The 15,985-nt window shown below is 66.4% G+C and carries 15 protein-coding genes; 8 read left to right on the top strand and 7 right to left on the bottom strand.

Features of this window, described 5'->3' with window-relative positions:
• Positions 1-188: 188 nt before the first annotated feature.
• Positions 189-1,097, bottom strand: coding sequence for a glutamate/aspartate ABC transporter substrate-binding protein (locus ACNFH5_RS10980; protein ID WP_065084484.1), 909 nt, complete (start codon positions 1,095-1,097; stop codon positions 189-191).
• A gap of 237 nt (positions 1,098-1,334) precedes the next feature.
• The gene (locus ACNFH5_RS10975; RefSeq protein WP_416745891.1) at positions 1,335-1,949 is read right to left on the bottom strand and encodes a phosphatase PAP2 family protein; all 615 of its coding nucleotides are present in this window, start codon (positions 1,947-1,949) and stop codon (positions 1,335-1,337) included.
• Positions 1,950-2,107: 158 nt separating this feature from the next.
• Here ACNFH5_RS10975 and ACNFH5_RS10970 point away from each other — a divergent pair, with 158 nt between their 5' ends.
• Positions 2,108-2,701: an MFS transporter permease gene (locus tag ACNFH5_RS10970; protein WP_416745889.1), complete on the top strand. Its 594-nt coding sequence runs from the start codon at positions 2,108-2,110 to the stop codon at positions 2,699-2,701.
• Here ACNFH5_RS10970 and ada read toward each other — a convergent pair.
• A complete protein-coding gene (ada, locus tag ACNFH5_RS10965; RefSeq protein ID WP_416745887.1) occupies positions 2,645-3,733 on the bottom strand; it encodes a bifunctional DNA-binding transcriptional regulator/O6-methylguanine-DNA methyltransferase Ada in 1,089 nt (362 codons plus the stop codon). The two genes, ACNFH5_RS10970 and ada, sit on opposite strands and share 57 nt — an antisense overlap.
• A 140-nt stretch (positions 3,734-3,873) precedes the next feature.
• Between ada and ACNFH5_RS10960 the strand changes: the two genes are divergently transcribed.
• The 5 genes from ACNFH5_RS10960 to ACNFH5_RS10940 all read left to right on the top strand — a co-directional run bounded on the left by ACNFH5_RS10960 (position 3,874) and on the right by ACNFH5_RS10940 (position 10,080).
• Entirely contained in the window at positions 3,874-6,219 is a 2,346-nt protein-coding gene (locus tag ACNFH5_RS10960) for an ATP-binding protein (RefSeq protein WP_416745885.1), read from the top strand.
• Positions 6,220-6,317: 98 nt separating this feature from the next.
• Positions 6,318-7,499: an HD domain-containing phosphohydrolase gene (locus ACNFH5_RS10955; protein WP_416745883.1), complete on the top strand. Its 1,182-nt coding sequence runs from the start codon at positions 6,318-6,320 to the stop codon at positions 7,497-7,499.
• Between the two features lie 72 nt (positions 7,500-7,571).
• Positions 7,572-8,468, top strand: coding sequence for a PA4780 family RIO1-like protein kinase (locus ACNFH5_RS10950; RefSeq protein ID WP_416745881.1), 897 nt, complete (start codon positions 7,572-7,574; stop codon positions 8,466-8,468).
• Positions 8,469-8,473: 5 nt separating this feature from the next.
• A complete protein-coding gene (locus ACNFH5_RS10945) occupies positions 8,474-9,025 on the top strand; it encodes a nucleotidyltransferase family protein (RefSeq protein WP_416746440.1) in 552 nt (183 codons plus the stop codon).
• Between the two features lie 170 nt (positions 9,026-9,195).
• Complete coding sequence (locus ACNFH5_RS10940; protein ID WP_416745879.1) at positions 9,196-10,080, top strand: EamA family transporter; 885 nt, start codon at positions 9,196-9,198, stop codon at positions 10,078-10,080.
• 92 nt (positions 10,081-10,172) lie between these two features.
• Here the strand turns inward: ACNFH5_RS10940 and cueR are convergent, their stop codons facing one another.
• From cueR to ACNFH5_RS10925, 3 genes are all read right to left on the bottom strand, one after another.
• Complete coding sequence (gene cueR, locus ACNFH5_RS10935) at positions 10,173-10,574, bottom strand: Cu(I)-responsive transcriptional regulator (protein WP_236200465.1); 402 nt, start codon at positions 10,572-10,574, stop codon at positions 10,173-10,175.
• A gap of 48 nt (positions 10,575-10,622) precedes the next feature.
• Positions 10,623-13,028 (bottom strand): heavy metal translocating P-type ATPase, encoded by a 2,406-nt coding sequence (locus ACNFH5_RS10930; RefSeq protein ID WP_416745877.1) that lies wholly within the window; start codon positions 13,026-13,028, stop codon positions 10,623-10,625.
• Between the two features lie 105 nt (positions 13,029-13,133).
• Positions 13,134-13,622 (bottom strand): hypothetical protein, encoded by a 489-nt coding sequence (locus ACNFH5_RS10925; RefSeq protein WP_416745875.1) that lies wholly within the window; start codon positions 13,620-13,622, stop codon positions 13,134-13,136.
• A gap of 154 nt (positions 13,623-13,776) precedes the next feature.
• Between ACNFH5_RS10925 and ACNFH5_RS10920 the strand changes: the two genes are divergently transcribed.
• On the top strand, positions 13,777-13,974 hold the full coding sequence (locus ACNFH5_RS10920; RefSeq protein WP_416745874.1) for a heavy-metal-associated domain-containing protein: 198 nt from the start codon (positions 13,777-13,779) through the stop codon (positions 13,972-13,974).
• A gap of 36 nt (positions 13,975-14,010) precedes the next feature.
• On the opposite strand, the gene ACNFH5_RS10915 is transcribed toward ACNFH5_RS10920, so the two are convergent.
• Complete coding sequence (locus ACNFH5_RS10915; RefSeq protein WP_416745873.1) at positions 14,011-14,643, bottom strand: TetR family transcriptional regulator; 633 nt, start codon at positions 14,641-14,643, stop codon at positions 14,011-14,013.
• Positions 14,644-14,798: 155 nt separating this feature from the next.
• Between ACNFH5_RS10915 and ACNFH5_RS10910 the strand changes: the two genes are divergently transcribed.
• The gene (locus ACNFH5_RS10910; protein ID WP_416745871.1) at positions 14,799-15,983 is read left to right on the top strand and encodes an efflux RND transporter periplasmic adaptor subunit; all 1,185 of its coding nucleotides are present in this window, start codon (positions 14,799-14,801) and stop codon (positions 15,981-15,983) included.
• The last annotated feature ends 2 nt before the right edge of the window (positions 15,984-15,985 follow it).

The following is a 15,985-nucleotide window of genomic DNA, read 5'->3' as shown; positions in this document are numbered from 1 at the left end:
TTCCCCTCGATTGCGTTTCACGGTGCGAAGCCGGATGCGGACGTGCAGCTACCCGCCACCCGCGGATAGCGGGTGTTCCGGCATCGTCTTCATTGGGTAGTGGGCCGGGAGCGCATGGCTTGCGCTCCCGATCCCCCGCCGGGGGGGGGGGGGGGGGGGGGGGGGGGGGGCCCCCCCCCCCGCGACCGTTACATCTGCTCGGCAGACTTGTCGGTCGGATTGGCGATCAGCTTCTTGAGCTCATCACTCATCGGGAAGTTGAGGTTCAGGTTCTTCGGCGGGATGGGCTGCATGAACCACTTGTCGTAGATCTTGTTAACCTCACCCGAGGCGAAGGTGTCGGAGATGGCCTTGTCGACCACTTTCTTGAACGGCGCGTCGCCCTTGCGAACCATGCACGCGTAGATCTCGTAGGACTGCGGCTTGCCGACCACGTGCCAGTCGTCCGGCTTCTTGGCCTTGGCCATTTCGCCGTAGAGCAGCGCGTCGTCCATCATGAAGGCCACGGCGCGGCCGGATTCGAGCATCAGGAAGGACTCGCCATGGTCCTTGGCCGAGATGATGTTCATGCCCATCTTCTGGTCGGCGTTCATCTGCTTGAGCAGGCGCTCGGAGGTGGTGCCGGCGGTGGTCACCACGTTCTTGCCCTTGAGGTCCGGGAAGTCGTTGATGCCCGAGCTGGTCTTGGTCAGCAGGCGGGTGCCGACCTCGAAGATGCCGACGGAGAAGTCGACCTGCTTCTGGCGCTCGAGGTTGTTGGTGGTGGAGCCGCACTCGATGTCCACGGTGCCGTTCTGCACCAGCGGGATACGGGTCTGGGAGGTCACCAGGTTGTAGCGAACCTTCAGGTCGGGGGCATTCAGCTCTTTCTTCAGGGCTTCGACGACCTTGATCTGCAGGTCGTGCGAGTAGCCTTCCGGCTGACGCGGGTCGCTGCCGAGGTAGGAGAAGGGGATGGAGGCGTCACGGTGACCGAGAACGATGGTGCCGGAGTCCTTGATCTTCTTCAGGGTACCGGTCAGCTCTTCGGCGACGACGGGAGTGGCGAGCAGGGCCGCGACAATGGCGACGCCCAACGCACGGGGTGCGAAACGCATGGAGACTACCTCGACTGGTTGTGTTTGTTATTCAGTCCTGCGCCGACGAGGCTCACTCCAGGCCGGTCGCACGTTCGAGGAGGAGCAGAGCAGGCTCCGTGCCAATGCTTTAACCTATTTGTAACTCATTGAATTTAAAGAGTTAAATTGAAAAATAAGAACTGAAGTCTGCAAGCGGTGTTCGGCTGGCCGGATTTTTCGGGATTCTGTGTTCGGAAATCCGAACGAATACCTGGCTCAGACGTCCGGCTGGCCGGCCCACTGGCCGCGCTGGAAGGGCGCAGGGCGATCAGCCAGGTGCATGGCGATGCGCTCCAGCAGTTGATGGGTCGGCGCGCGCACGCCGGTGACCGTCTGGCCCAGGCTAAGGGCGATTACCAGGAGGAGAACGGCGGGCTGGAAAGCTGGCAGGTGGGCGCGTGTCGCCGCGAGGAAGAGGGCGCTGGTGCCCAGCCCGAGCGAGAGGCCGGCGTAGACTTCTGCCGGCGAATGCACGTTGATCTCCAGCCGCGAGATGCCCACCAGCATTGCCAGCAGGGCTGCGAGCGCCGCGGCGAACAAGCCCGCACGCCGCGTGCCGAACAGCTGCGCGGCCAGCGTGGGCAGTACCGCCCCGGCCAGCATGCTGTGGCCGGAGATGCCGGTGAAGTTCAGGTTCGGAATTCCGATTCCCCAGCCCATGAACGCCAGCTTCGAACTCACCACCAGCGCAGTCGAGAATCCGAACAGCATCGCCCACAGCCCTGCCTTGGCGGTTTCGCGGCGGTACAGCAGCCAGCAGAAGACGAACACGGCGGCCGGCGCCAGCAGGGAGCTGTCGCCGAGGCGGGTGATCAGGGGCCAGAAGGTCATGGGTATCGGAAGATGGGGCGAAGGCCGGCAACAGTAGCACAGGCTGGTGCCGTCCCAGGCTGCCACACGACGGATGTGAGCCTGCGCGCTTGCGCCAGCTTGGCCCCGGCGTCGGCCAGGGCCCACAATGACGGCTTCAGCCCAAAGGAATGCTCGTCATGGACATGGAAAATCCCTACCGCGCCCCTGAAGCCCGGCTGGTCGAGGCGCCAGGTGGCGCCGAACAGGCCAATCGGTTCTTCGTCATCTCCATCACCAAGATGATCGTGCTGTATGTGGCGACGCTGGGCCTGTTCAACCTCTACTGGATGTACAAGCACTGGTCGATCCAGAAGCCGCACATGCCGGGCAGGATCAACCCGCCGCTGCGCAGCCTGTTCATGATCTTCTATATCCACTCCCTCGCCCGGCGTGTGCACGAAGCGCTGCCGGAGGAGCAGCGCAAGGTCTGGCGCTATGGCAGCGATGCCACCTGGGCCGTGGTGCTGCTGATCCTCTCCAATGTCGCCGACAAGCTCACCAGCCGAATTCCCGAACTCAGCCATTACAGCCTGCCGTTCCTCGTCCTCGGTCTGGTGCCACTCATTCCGCTGACGAACATCCAGCGCCGCGCCAACCAGGCCAGTGGCGATCCGCAGGGGCAGGGCAACGCTTCGATTACCCGCTACAACGTGCCCTTCCTGGTCCTTGGCGGCTTACTCTGGGTGTTGATCCTGATCGGCTCGGTGGCGGAGTTCGCCGGCGTCGCCTGAGCCGCCTTCGCGCCGCAGCAGCTCGCGCTTGCGCGGCAGACCCCAGCGATAGCCGCCTTCGCCGGTGCCGCCGACCACCCGGTGGCAGGGCACCAGCAGGCCGACATTGTTGCTGGCGCAGGCACGGGCGATGGCGCGGGGATGGGTGCCCAACTGTTCGGCCAGTTCGCCGTAGCGCCGTGTCTCGCCGCTGGGAATGCGCGTGAGCGCGCGCCAGACGCGCAGCTGGAAGGCGCTGCCATGCAGGTCCAGCGGCAGGTGTGCGGCCTGTTCGGGTTCTTCCAGCTGGGTGATCACTTCGCGCAGCCAGTCGCCAAGGCCAGCGTTGTCGCGGCTGCGCTCGGCGGCGGCGAAGCGTTCGGCCAGCTGACGCTCCAGTTCAGCGGCATCGTCGGCAAACAGCAGCGCGCAAACGCCCTTGTCAGTGGCCGCCAGCAACACCAGCCCCAGCGGGCAGGGCGCGATGGCATAGCGCAGGCGTTCGCCGGCGCCTTTCTGCCGGCGTTGTGCAGGGCTCAGCGGCGTCGCGTTTTCATACAGGGCACGGGTGCCGGAGTAGCCGGCCTCCAGCGCCGCATCGAGCACCGAGCGTGATTGCGGCAGGGCGGCGGCCAGGCGTTGCTCGCGGCGCGATTGCGCCCAGGCGCGCGGCGTCAGGCCGGTGCGGGCCTTGAAGGCGCGGGCCAGGTGCGAGGCGGACAGTCCGATGCGGCCGGCCAGCTCGTCCAGGGTCAGAGGCTTCTCGGCCCTGTCGAGCAGCTCGCAAGCCGCGGCGACCAGCGCATCCAGCTGCTCGCGCGGGCTCGGGCCATGTGGCGAACAGCGCTTGCAGGGACGGAAGCCGGCGGCCTCGGCGGCTTCGGGAGCGGCGTAGAAAGCAACGTTTTCCCGCGAGGGCCGGCGCGCCGGGCAGTTCGGCCGGCAGTAGACGCCCGTGGAGCGCACGCTGAACACGAAGCGCCCCTCGTAGCGCGCATCGCGCTCGCAGACCGCCTGCCAGCAGCGCTCGGGGTCAAGTCGGGTAGTCGTCATGGCAGCTCTCCGGGGCAATGGCTGTTGGGCAGATTCTCCGTCCCGACACGCGGTGCAGCAATCCGCATCGCGTTTTCAAACTCGAAGCCCGGCGGCAGGGGCTACGCTTGCTGGGTATTCCCTGAAGAAGACCTCATGCCTTGCGCCGATTCTGCCTGTGCTGCCTTCTGCTGCTCCTCGCGCTGAGCGCCCAGACCCGTGCCGCGAGCCTCGCGCTGAGCGAGCAGGAGCGAGCCCTAATTTCGGCCCACGAGCCGATCCGCGTCGGCCTGTTCCGCGCCGGCTGGCCGCCGTTCGAGGTCATCGACGAGTTCGACCAGTTCCACGGCATCAGCGCGGACTACCTGCAATTGCTCTCCGAGCGCCTGGGCATGAAAGTCCAGCCGGTGTTGTACAACACCTGGGAGGAGGTACTGGCGGCGGTGAAGGCTGGCGAAGTGGACCTGGTGCCGTCCATGGCGGCCACCGAGGAGCGCCAGCATTTCCTGAGCTTCACCCAGCCCTACGTCACGACCAGCAGCCTGATCTTCGCCCGGCGCGACAGCACCATCCGCACGCTGGACGACCTTTCCGGCCGCCGGGTGGCGGTCGAGCAGGGCTACGCCGTCCATGAACTGCTGAACAAGGCGGTGCCGGGGGTCGACTTCGTCCTGGTGGAGGATTCCCCCAGCGCGCTCAAGGCCGTCTCCACCGGGCGTGCCGACGCCTATGTGGGCAACCTCATCACCACCACCTTCCTGATCGAGCAGCTCAGCCTTTCCAACATGGAGGTGCGGGGCGACAGCGGGCTGGGCAACAGCCAGGTGCGCTTTGCCATGCGCAAGGAACTGGAGCCGCTGGTGCCGTTGCTGGATCGTGCCCTGGGCAACATCACCCGCAGTGAACAGGAGGCGATCCAGGCGCGCTGGCTGCCGTCGCTGGATGTCTTCGACTGGATGAACCTGCTGCAGCTCGCCTGGCCCTGGGTGGTAGGCTTCCTCGCCTTGCTGACCTTTGTACTGGTGTGGAACCGTCGGCTGTCGATCCAGGTGGCCGAGCGCGCCCGCGCCGAGGCGGAGGAGCGGCGCCAGCGCAGCACCCTGCTGGCGCTGATCAACTCGATCCCCGACCCGATCTGGTTCAAGGACACCCAGGGGCGCTACCTGGGGGTCAACCAGGCCTTTGCCGACTGCCTGGGACGCGCGCCAGAGGACATAGTCGGGCGCAGCGACCAGCAGATGTTCAGCCAGGCGGCCGGCAGCGGCCGGCAGGAGCGTGACCGTCAGGCGCTGACCGAGCGCGAGCCTTACGCCAGCGAGGGCTGGGTGGTCTATCCCGATGGCCGGCGGGTGCTCTTCGACACCCTGCGCAGCGCCTTCCATGACGACCGTGGCCGGCTGCTCGGCCTGGTGGGGGTCAGCCGTGACGTCACCGCGCGAAAGTCCACCGAGCTGGCACTGGCCGAGGCGCGCGACCTGGCCGAAGAAGCGGCGCAGCTCAAGAGCGACTTCCTGGCCAACATGAGCCATGAGATCCGCACGCCGCTGAACATCATCATCGGCCTGGCACACCTGCTCCAGGAAACGACGCTGGACCCCCAGCAGGTGGATTACCTGGGCAAGATCCAGGGGTCGGGCCAGTACCTGCTGGAGCTGATCAGCGACATCCTCGACCTGTCCCGCGTCGAGGCCGGCAAGCTGGAGTTCGAGCATATCGGCTTTGACCTGGAGCGCCTGCTCGGCGAGCTGTTCGATCTGTTCAACATCCGCGCGGCGAGCAAGGGCCTGGCGGTGCGCTGCGAGATCGATCCACGGGTGCCTGCCCAGGTGGTGGGGGATTCGCTGCGTCTGCGGCAGATCCTGATGAACTACGGCAACAACGCACTGAAGTTCACCGAGCAGGGCGAAGTGGTGCTGATCGTTCGCCTGGAAGACGAGGACGAAGACAGCCTGCAGCTCTACTTCGCCTTCCGCGACACCGGCATCGGCATCACCGAACCGCAGCAGCAGCGCCTGTTCGAGTCCTTCCAGCAGGCGGACAGCTCCATCACCCGGCGCTATGGCGGTTCGGGCCTGGGCCTGGCGATCTGCCGGAAACTGGCCGAGGCGATGGGCGGCAGCGTCGGGGTGGAGAGCGAAGCGAACCGCGGCAGCCTGTTCTGGTGCCGGTTGCCGATGGGTCGCGTGGACGACTCGGCGAGCCTGAGCCTGCAGAACATCAGCCACGAACCGCTGCCGGTGCCGATGCTGCCGGCCGCCGCGGCGGCGCCGGCGCTGCTGGAGAGCGGCAACGACGCCGAGGTCGAGCAGGTCTGCCGGCGCCTGGCGCATCTGCTGGCAGCGGACGACCCGCGCGCCGGACGGTTGCTCGGCGAGCGTGCAAGCCTGCTGCGCAGCGTCTTCAATGAGGGCTACGAGGGCATCGCCACGAGCGTGCGGCGCTTCGAGTTCGAGCGGGCCCTGGAAAGTCTGGTGAATCTCGCGAGGGAGCGCGATATCCGGATATGAAGAGGTGGCTACGGCAAGACGGGGTAGGAACACGCGGACCGGGCCGTGGTCCGATCCCCCGTGGCATGTCACGAATCTGACCGATGTGAGGAGTTGCGATGGATAGCATGCTGGACCGGCCGGAACAGGAGATGATCCTGGTGGTGGACGATCAGCCGGATAACCTGATGCTCATGAGCGAGCTGCTCATGGACCGCTACCAGGTGCGCGTCGCCTCCAGCGGGCCGAAGGCCCTGCGCCTGATGCAGAGCGATCCGCGGCCGGACCTGGTGCTGCTCGACATCATGATGCCGGAGATGGACGGCTACGAAGTCTGCCGCCAGCTCAAGGCCGACCCGCTCACCCGCGACATCCCGGTGATCTTCCTCACCGGCATGGTCAGCGCCGCCGACGAGCAGAAGGGCCTGGACCTGGGCGCGGTGGACTACCTGACCAAGCCGATCAGCCCGCCGGTGACCCTGGCGCGTATCCGCGCCCACTTGAACCTGAAAGCCAACTCCGACTTCCTGCGCGACAAGAGCGAGTACCTGGAGCTGGAAGTGCGTCGCCGCGCCCGCGAGCTGCAGGCCATCCAGGATGCCACCCTGGAAGCCATGGCGACCCTCTGCGACCTGCGCGACAACCCGCACAGCAACCACCTGGTGCGCATCGAGCACTACATGCGCCTGCTGGGCAGCTCGCTGTCCCTGCACGACGAATTCGCCGCCGAGCTGTCGGTGGAGAACATCGAACTGCTGGTGCGCTCGGCGCAGTTGCACGATATCGGCAAGGTCGCCGTGCCCGATCGCATTCTGCACAGCCCCGGCCAGTTGGAAGAGGCTGACCGGCTGATCCTCGAAAGCCACACCACCGTTGGCCGTGATGCCCTGGCGGCGGCCGAGCGCAAGCTGGGTTCTCCGGCGGAATTTCTGCGTTACGCCAAAGAAATCGCCTACAGCCACCACGAACACTGGGACGGCAGCGGCTTCCCTGAAGGCCTTTCTGGCGAGCAGATTCCCCTGGGCGCGCGGATGTTGTCGCTGATCGACTGCTACGACGAGTTCACCTGCCGCCACGCCTATCGCACCTCGCTGACCCCGGAAGAAGCCGCCGAGCGCATCAAGGCCGGCGCCGGCCGACAGTTCGACCCGCGCGTGGCGGAGGCTTTCGGCGAAGTCGCCGAAGGCTTCGCCAACATCGCCCAGCGCTACGCCGACAGCGACGAGGCGCTGGGGCTGGAGCTGCAGCGGCTGGAAGATGCGGTCACTGAAAGTATCGAGCTGACACCGCCCGAGCCCTGATCGCGCTGGGCGGTTGTCGATGATTGCCGTATAAGGAGCGCAGCGCCCCAGAGAGGTACGCCAGGAAGCCCGATGAAGACCCCGAAACGCCTAGAGCCGTTGATCGAAGACGGCCTGATCGATGAAGTATTACGCCCGCTGATGAGCGGCAAGGAAGCTGCGGTCTACGTGGTGCGCTGCGGCACCGAGCTGCGCTGCGCCAAGGTCTACAAGGAAGCGAACAAGCGCAGCTTCCGTCAGGCCGCCGAGTACCAGGAAGGCCGCAAGGTGCGTAACAGCCGCCAGGCCCGCGCCATGGCCAAGGGCACCAAGTACGGTCGCAAGGAGCAGGAGGACGCCTGGCAGAACGCCGAGGTGGCCGCGCTGTTCCGCCTGGCCAATGCCGGGGTACGCGTACCCAAGCCTTACGATTTCCTCGACGGCGTACTGCTGATGGAGATGGTCGCCGACGAAGAGGGCGACGCCGCGCCGCGCCTGAACGACGTGGTGATGGAGCCCGAGCTGGCCCGCGACTTCCACGAGTTCCTCATCCGCCAGATCGTCATGATGCTCTGCGCCGGTCTGGTGCACGGCGACCTGTCGGAATTCAACGTGCTGGTCGGCCCCGACGGCCCGGTGATCATCGACCTGCCGCAGGCGGTGGACGCCGCTGGCAACAACCACGCCTTCCGCATGCTCGAGCGCGACGTGGGCAACATGGCCGCCTACTTCGGCCGCTTCGCCCCGGAGCTCAGGTATACGCATTACGCCAAGGAAATGTGGGCCCTCTATGAGGACGGCAAGCTGCAGCCAGACACTCCGCTGACCGGACATTTCGATGATCCGGAAGACGAGGCGGATGTGGATTCGGTGCTGCGCGAGATCGCCGAAGCCATGCGTGAGCAGGAGCGCCGCGAAGCTGGCCGTGCCGCCCAGGACGCCCCGCAGCAACGCGACGAGCCACCGCCCCCACCGTGGGAACAGGCCTGAAGGAATTGCCCGGCGAATCCGAGCTGCTTGCCCTGGTCGCCGCGCAACCCGAACGCATGTACTTGCTGCGCATGGTGCGCGATCACGGCCCGGAAGGCGCCTGGATCGCCGCCGGCTTTGTGCGCAACGCGGTGTGGGACGCCATGCATGGCTACGACGAGCAGACGCCACTCAGCGATATCGACGTAGTGTATTTCGCGGCCGATAGCCTGGAGCCCGAGGCAGACTTCGCCTGGGAGCGGAAGCTGCTGGAAGTTTGCCCGGACGCGCCCTGGTCGGTGCGCAATCAGGCAAGAATGCACTTGCGCAACGGCGATATGCCCTATGCGGATTGCGCTGACGCCATGTGCCGCTGGCCGGAGGTCTGCACGGCGGTGGCGCTGCGCTTGCGCGGTGATAGCCTCGAGCTGCTGGCGCCGTTGGGGATCGACGACATCTGGGCGCTGCGCGTCCGGCCGACCGAGCACTTCCGCGCCAAGCCGCACATCTATCGCGAGCGTATTGCCGCCAAGAACTGGCCGGCGCGCTGGCCGAAGCTGCGTATCGATTCCTTGTAGGAGCGAGCTTGCTCGCGAACCCGCCCATCGCCGATTTGCCCGGTGAATCTGTTCGCGAGCAAGCTCGCTCCTACAAAAAGCGTCTCGGAGAACTGTAAGGCCGCAACTGTATCCATACATTTCAGGCACGGGCTGTTAGTTTTCCGCTATCCCACCCCGAGCGCTCTGCCATGCCCCTCCGCCACGTCCTCCTTGCCCTGCTGGTCACCCTGATCTGGGGCGTCAACTTCGTCGTGATCAAGGTCGGGCTGCACGACTTCCCGCCGCTGCTGTTCTGCGCCCTGCGCTTCGCTCTCGCCGCGATACCGCTGATCTTCCTGCGCGGCCCGTTGCCGGCGCCGTTCTGGCGAATCGTGCAGATCGGCGTACTGCTGGGCGTGGTCAAGTTCGGCCTGCTGTTCGTCGGCATGCACATCGGTATGCCTGCCGGGCTGTCGTCGCTGGTGCTGCAGAGCCAGGTGTTCTTCACTGTGCTGATCGCCGCTGCGTTCCTCGGCGAGCGCCCCAGCCCACGCGCACTGCTCGGTCTGGCACTGGCCGCCGGCGGTCTGCTGCTGATCGGCCTGGAGCGCCCCATGGGCGATAGCCTGGTGGCCTTCCTGCTGGTGATTGCCGCCGCACTGGCCTGGGCTTTTTCCAACATCGCCACCAAGCGCTCCGGAGCCAGCGACATGCTGCGCCTGATCAGCTGGGTCAGCCTGATCCCGCCGTTGCCCCTGCTGGTGCTGTCGTGGATCTTCGAAGGCCCCGAGGCCATCGAGCACGCCGTACTGAACATCAGCCTGAGCGGGGTGGGCGCGCTGCTCTATATCGCCTTCCTCGCCACCACCGTGGGCTTCGGCCTGTGGAGCTTCCTGCTGCGCCGCTACCCGGCCAGCCAGGTCACGCCTTTCGCCCTGGCCGTGCCGGTGTCCGGGCTGCTGTCGGGCTGGCTGTTCCTGGGCGAAGACCTCACCACCCAGGACTGGATGGCCTGCGTGCTGGTCTTCGTCGGTCTCGCGGTGACCGTATTGCCGGCTTCGATCTGGAGCCGCCGCACGGCGGCGAAAGCCTAGGATCATTCCTTACCTGTAGGAGCGAGCTTGCTCGCGAACCAACCTCACTACGGGGCCCGTTCGCGAGCAAGCTCGCTCCTACAGGCAGCAGATCAGTGACAGCACGTCCCCGACTCCAAGTCCTTGAGGATCGGGCAGTCCGGGCGGTGGTCGCCCTGGCAGTGGTCGCTGAGCTCCTGCAGGGTGTCGCGCAGGCTGCTGAGTTCGGCGATCTTGCGGTTCAACTCGTCGATATGTCGGGCGGCCAGGGCTTTCACGTCGGCGCTGGCGCGTTGGCGGTCCTGCCAGAGGGCGAGCAGCTGGCCGACCTCCTCCAGCGAGAAGCCGAAGTCCCGCGAGCGGCGGATGAAGGCCAGGGTGTGCAGGTCCTGTTCGCTGTAGTGGCGGTAGCCGCTGGCGCTGCGGCCGGCGGGGGCGAGCAGGCCGGTGGATTCGTAGTAGCGGATCATCTTCGCGGTCAGGCCGCTCTTCTTCGCTGCTTCGCCGATGTTCATACCGATGTCTCCTGAACGAACGCCCCGCTTTTCGACGGGGCGTGGGGCTTATGGGTGATCCCGCGGTTTCCAGCGCTTGAGCAGCAGGGCGTTGCTCACCACGCTGACGCTGGAGGCGGCCATCGCCGCGCCGGCGACCATGGGGTTGAGCAGGCCGAAGGCGGCCAGCGGGATGCCCACCAGGTTGTAGATGAAGGCCCAGAACAGGTTCTGGCGGATCTTCGCGTAGGTGCGCCGGGAGATGTCCAGCGCCGCCGGGACCAGGCGCGGGTCGCCGCGCATCAGGGTGATGCCGGCGGCGTGCATGGCCACGTCGGTGCCGCCGCCCATGGCAATGCCGACGTCCGCTGCAGCCAGTGCCGGAGCGTCATTGATGCCGTCGCCGACCATTGCCACGACTTTGCCGGCCTGCCGCAATGCGCCGACCACGGCGGCCTTGTCGCCGGGCAGCACTTCGGCGTGCACGTCGTCCAGGCCCAGGGCGTCGGCGACGACCTTGGCGCTGCCACGGTTGTCACCGGTGATCAGGTGGCTGGCGATGCCGCGTTCGCGCAGGGCGTCGATGGCGACTTTCGCACCTTCCTTGAGGCTGTCGCCAAAGGCGAACAGGGCGATGACGCGGGGCTGCGGTTCGCGCTCGATCAGCCAGGACAGGGTGCGGCCCTCGGCCTCCCATTGCACAGCGGAGTCGGCCAGCGCACCGGCTGACAGCTGTGCTTCGTCGAGCATCCGCCGGTTGCCCAGTGCCAGCAGGCGGCCATTGATACGGCCCTGGATGCCCCGGCCGGTCAGGGCCTGGGTGGCCTCGGCGGCGGCTGGGTTCAGGCTGCGCTCCGTGCAGGCGTCGAGCACGGCGCGGGCCAGCGGGTGCTCGCTGCCGCGTTGCAGGGCGCCGGCCAGGGCGAGGGCTTCAGCCTCGTCACCGTCTGCTGCGAGGTTGGTGATGCGCGGCTGGCCGGAGGTGAGGGTGCCGGTCTTGTCGAAGGCCACGGCGGTCACGGCATGGGCGACTTCCAGGGCTTCGGCGTCCTTGATCAGGATGCCGTGTTTGGCCGCCACGCCGGTGCCAGCCATGATTGCGGTCGGGGTGGCGAGGCCGAGGGCACAGGGGCAGGCGATGACCAGCACCGCGACGGCATTGATCAGCGCCTGTTCCCAGCCGGCACCGGCGAGCAGCCAGCCGACCAGGGTGACCAGGGCGATGCCGATCACCACCGGGACGAAGACGTTGCTGACTTTGTCCACCAGCTTCTGGATCGGTGCCTTGGCCGCCTGGGCGTCCTCCACCAGGCGGATGATGCGCGCCAGCACTGTTTCGCCGCCCAGCGCGGTGGTCTTCACGCGCAGCACGCCTTCGCCGTTGATCGCGCCGCCAGTGACCGGGTCGCCCACGTCCTTGGGCACCGGCAGGCTTTCGCCGGTGATCAGGGCTTCGTCGGCGTGGCTCTGCCCGGCGAGGACTTCGCCGTCCACCGGGAAGCGTTCGCCGGGGCGCACCAGCACTTCGTCACCCAGGCGCAGTTCGGCGATGGCGACGTCTTCCTCGACGCCGTCCCGCAACCGGGTGGCGCGTTCGGGGCGCAATGCTTCGAGCGCCCGGATGGCGGCGGCGGTCTGGCGCTTGGCGCGGCTTTCCAGGTATTTGCCGAGCAGGATCAGGGTGATGACCACGGCGCTGGCTTCGAAGTACAGGTGCGGCATCTGCCCAGGCGCTGCTGCGTACCAGAGGTACAGGCTCAGGCCGTAGCCGGCGCTGGTGCCCAGGGCGACCAGCAGGTCCATGTTGCCGCTGCGGGCGCGCACGGCCTTGTAGGCCGACACGTAGAAGCGTGCGCCAATAAGGAATTGCACGGGCGTGGCGAGAAGGAATTGCACCCAGGCCGGCAGCATCCAGTGCTGGCCGAACCAGTCGCCCACCATTGGCAGCACCAGTGGAAGCGACAGCAGGATGGCGGCGGCCAGCCACCAGCGCTCGCGCGCCAGGCGGGCCACGGCCGGATCAGCCGCGGGCTGGTCGGGTTCGATAGGGCGAGCCTTGTAGCCGGCCTTGTCGACGGCGGCGACCAGCGTGGCGATGTCCACTGCGCCGAGCAGCTCGACGTGGGCGCGTTCGCTGGCCAGGTTGACGCTCGCCGAGCGTACGCCCGGGACCTTGTTCAAGGCGCGCTCGACGCGGCCGACGCAACTGGCGCAGGTCATGCCCTCGATGGCCAGTTCCAGGCTGTGGGCCGGGACCTGGTAGCCGGCGTGCTCGACGGCGGCTACCAGCGCAGGCAGCGTTTCGCTGTTGGATGGTGCGGCGAGTTGCACGCGGGCCTGCTCGCTGGCGAGGTTGACGCTGGCGTCCTGCACGCCCGGTACCTTGCGCAGGGCGCGCTCGACCCGGCCAGCGCAGCTGGCGCAGGTCATCCCGGAAACGGGCAAGTCGAGTTCGATGGGGTTGGCGCTGCTCATGGGGCTTCTCCCTGAAGTTCCCCGATAGCATCAACCTTGACATAAGGGCAAGGTCAACCCTCGTCTGTTGACATCTTGTCGCAGGTCAAACCGCGGAGCGGGCCATCAACTGCCGCTGGAAACCGGCATCAGGTAGAGGCCGCTCTCGCTGTTGGCGATGCGGAACTTGCGCACTTCGCCGGCGTGCAGCTGGACAGACTGCGCGCGCAGCGGCTGGATGCCGCTGCGGCAGAGGCCGGAGTTGGCAGTCTGCAGGCGCAGGGAGACTTCGCCCGGCGGCAGGTTGAGGGCGATTTCACCCTCGGGTTGCAGGCGCGAGACCTTCTCGTCCTGCACATACAGGTCGATATCGCAGGCGGTGCCGGTATCCAGCCGTTCGCGGCTGACGATCAGCACGGCGTAGGCCACCGGCTGGGCGTCGGGCACTGGCCAGGAGCCGGGTGTGCTCGGTGGCGGCGCGGTCGGGGAGGCGGGCGCGGGAGCAGGCGGCGCCGAAGGTTCTTCGGGCATGCCGTCGGCCCACGCCGTGATGGGCAGGCCAGTGAAGGGCAGGGCAGCAGCCAGGGCGGCGGCCAGTAGAAGGGAACGGCGCATGGGCGTTCTCCGATGAGTCAGCTATTTCCGCAGCTTGGCTGAGAGGCTGACGTAGGACAAGTGCAAGGCGAGCGCAGCGCGGGAGGCTTGACCTTGCCAAGGTGGCAAGGTCGAGACTGCACCCAACGCTTCAATCCATCAGAGGAGAGATTCCATGCACACCTTCAATGTCAAAGGCATGAGCTGCGGGCACTGCGTGCGGGCCATCACCCAGGCGGTACAGGCGCTGGACGCCGCGGCGGACGTACAGGTCGATCTGGGCGCCGGTGAAGTCCGCGTCGCCAGCCGGCTGGACGACTCGGCAATCCTCGCGGCGATCCGCGAGGAAGGTTACGAGGCCGAGGCCAACTGAGGTTTCATCCCTTCCGGGCCGGCGTCCTGCCGGCCCTTACGCCTGTGCCGGGTGCCAGGCGCGCACCAGGCCACGGAAGACGGCATCGAACAACTCGCGGGTTTCCTGCAGCGGATCGAACAGGGCAGGGTCGCGCAGCCAGTCGCTGAGCAGGCCGAAGATCATCGCGTGCACTGCGCGCGAGGCTATCTTGGGCGTCACCCCTGGCATCAGCCGCGTGCGGCAATCCTCGCGGCTGAACAGTTGCTCGCAGAGTTCGATGAACTGGCGGATGAAATGGTTGTGGCGCTCCTCGGCGTCGCGCAGTTCATCGGTGAACTCGCAGCGCTGCAGGAGGATGGTGAGGATGCGCCGGCGCTGCTCGTCACGGGCGAGATTCTCGACCACTTCCACGCTGAGCTGGAACAGCGATTCGATCGGGTCGTGGCCGTCGCAGCCGGACAGCCGTTGCGCCAGTTGCTCGGGCGGCAGACGGACCTGGTTGAGCATGTCGTTGAACAGATGCGCCTTGTTCTGGAAGTGCCAATACACCGCTCCGCGAGTGACGCCCGCGGCGCGGGCAATCTCTTCCAGGCTGGTATTTGAGACGCCTTTCGCAAAAAAAAGGCCCTCTGCCGAGTCGAGGATCGTCTGGCGGGTTCGTTCCGAATCTTCTTTAGTTCTTCGCATGGCGCTTGCTGGTATACAGGCTAGGATCACTGGGTGACAGGCAGTTTACTGATTTTATAGCGCTAACAGTGCTTTACAGACACTGGCGTAGGTAAAAGTCGCTCAGCCGTTGTCCCCTGGGGTTCCGCCGTCAGTCATTTCCATGGAGAGGTTACATGCCGTTTGCCCGTCGTTTGCCCGTCGCGCTTGCTGTCGTTGGGTTGCCAGTCCTGTTCGCTGCCTGGGCCCAGGCCGAGGACAAACCCGCTACGGCAGCACCTCCTCCCCCGGCAGTGACGGTCGAAGTCGCCAAGAGTGCTCCGGTTCCCCTGACTTTCGAGTACGCCGCGCGAACTGCCGGTTACCGCGAAGTGGAAGTGCGCGCCCAGGTCAGTGGCATCCTTCAGCGCCGTACCTACGAGGAAGGCCGACCGGTGAAGGAAGGCCAGGTGCTGTTCCGCATCGATCCGCGCCCCTACCAGGCTGCGCTGGGCCAGGCCAAGGGTTCGCTGGCACAGACTCAGGCGCGCTATCGGCAGACCGAGCGCGACCTCAAGCGTATCCGGGAGCTTCAGAAAAAGGGCTTTGCCAGCGAAAGCGAGCTGGATCGCTACGTCTCCGATTTCGAACAGGCCAAGGCCGACGTCGAGGCGGCCAAGGCCAACGTCCAGGCCAAGCAGATCGACCTGAACTACACCACCGTCACCGCGCCGATCTCCGGCATGGCGAGCAAGGAAGTGCGCTCCGAAGGTAGCCTGGTGGCGGCCAGCGATCCGAACTCCAGCCTGCTGACCAAGCTCACCCAGCTTGACCCCGTATACGTCAACTTCGCCTACCCGGACACCCAGGCCACGCAGATGAACGACGGGGTGAAGAGCGGTCGCTACATCCTGCCCAAGGACGGCAAGCTGACCGCCGAACTGCGCTTTGGCGATGGCAGCAAGTACCCCATCGAGGGCGTGGTCGATTTCACCGACAGCTTTGTCAACACCGGCACCGGCACCGTGAATGCCCGTGCCGTGGTGCCCAATCCGCACAACCTGCTGATCCCCGGCCAGTTTGTGCGCATCCTGATCACCGGCATCACCCAGAGCAATGCCGTGACCCTGCCCGAGCGCGCGCTGGCCCAGGGCCCGCGCGGCACCTTCGTCTACGTGGTGGACAAGGACGGCTTCGCCCGCGTGCGCCAGGTGACCACCTCCAAGACCGTGAACGGTCGCTGGATCATCGATGCCGGCGTGGACGACGGCGATCACGTCATCGTCGAAGGCATCCCCAAGGTGAGACCGGACCAACCGGTGAAGGCCAGTGAGGCAGCGCCGCAGGCGCCCGCGACGCAACCCGCCCAGGCACAGTCCTAAGG

Origin of the sequence: Pseudomonas sp. NY15435 (genome assembly GCF_048068295.1) — a bacterium.
Taxonomy (GTDB): domain Bacteria; phylum Pseudomonadota; class Gammaproteobacteria; order Pseudomonadales; family Pseudomonadaceae; genus Pseudomonas.
This window is presented reverse-complemented; position numbering and strand designations above follow the sequence as displayed.

Excerpts from the sequence above, each read along its gene's own strand:
- ACNFH5_RS10980 (WP_065084484.1), bottom strand. The coding sequence starts at position 1,097 with ATGCGTTTCGCACCCCGTGCGTTGGGCGTCGCCATTGTCGCGGCCCTG.
- ACNFH5_RS10975 (WP_416745891.1), bottom strand. The coding sequence starts at position 1,949 with ATGACCTTCTGGCCCCTGATCACCCGCCTCGGCGACAGCTCCCTGCTG.
- ACNFH5_RS10915 (WP_416745873.1), bottom strand. The coding sequence starts at position 14,643 with ATGCGAAGAACTAAAGAAGATTCGGAACGAACCCGCCAGACGATCCTC.
- ACNFH5_RS10955 (WP_416745883.1), top strand. The coding sequence starts at position 6,318 with ATGGATAGCATGCTGGACCGGCCGGAACAGGAGATGATCCTGGTGGTG.
- ada (WP_416745887.1), bottom strand. The coding sequence starts at position 3,733 with ATGACGACTACCCGACTTGACCCCGAGCGCTGCTGGCAGGCGGTCTGC.
- ACNFH5_RS10970 (WP_416745889.1), top strand. The coding sequence starts at position 2,108 with ATGGACATGGAAAATCCCTACCGCGCCCCTGAAGCCCGGCTGGTCGAG.
- ACNFH5_RS10920 (WP_416745874.1), top strand. The coding sequence starts at position 13,777 with ATGCACACCTTCAATGTCAAAGGCATGAGCTGCGGGCACTGCGTGCGG.
- cueR (WP_236200465.1), bottom strand. The coding sequence starts at position 10,574 with ATGAACATCGGCGAAGCAGCGAAGAAGAGCGGCCTGACCGCGAAGATG.
- ACNFH5_RS10910 (WP_416745871.1), top strand. The coding sequence starts at position 14,799 with ATGCCGTTTGCCCGTCGTTTGCCCGTCGCGCTTGCTGTCGTTGGGTTG.
- ACNFH5_RS10950 (WP_416745881.1), top strand. The coding sequence starts at position 7,572 with ATGAAGACCCCGAAACGCCTAGAGCCGTTGATCGAAGACGGCCTGATC.
- ACNFH5_RS10940 (WP_416745879.1), top strand. The coding sequence starts at position 9,196 with ATGCCCCTCCGCCACGTCCTCCTTGCCCTGCTGGTCACCCTGATCTGG.
- ACNFH5_RS10930 (WP_416745877.1), bottom strand. The coding sequence starts at position 13,028 with ATGAGCAGCGCCAACCCCATCGAACTCGACTTGCCCGTTTCCGGGATG.
- ACNFH5_RS10925 (WP_416745875.1), bottom strand. The coding sequence starts at position 13,622 with ATGCGCCGTTCCCTTCTACTGGCCGCCGCCCTGGCTGCTGCCCTGCCC.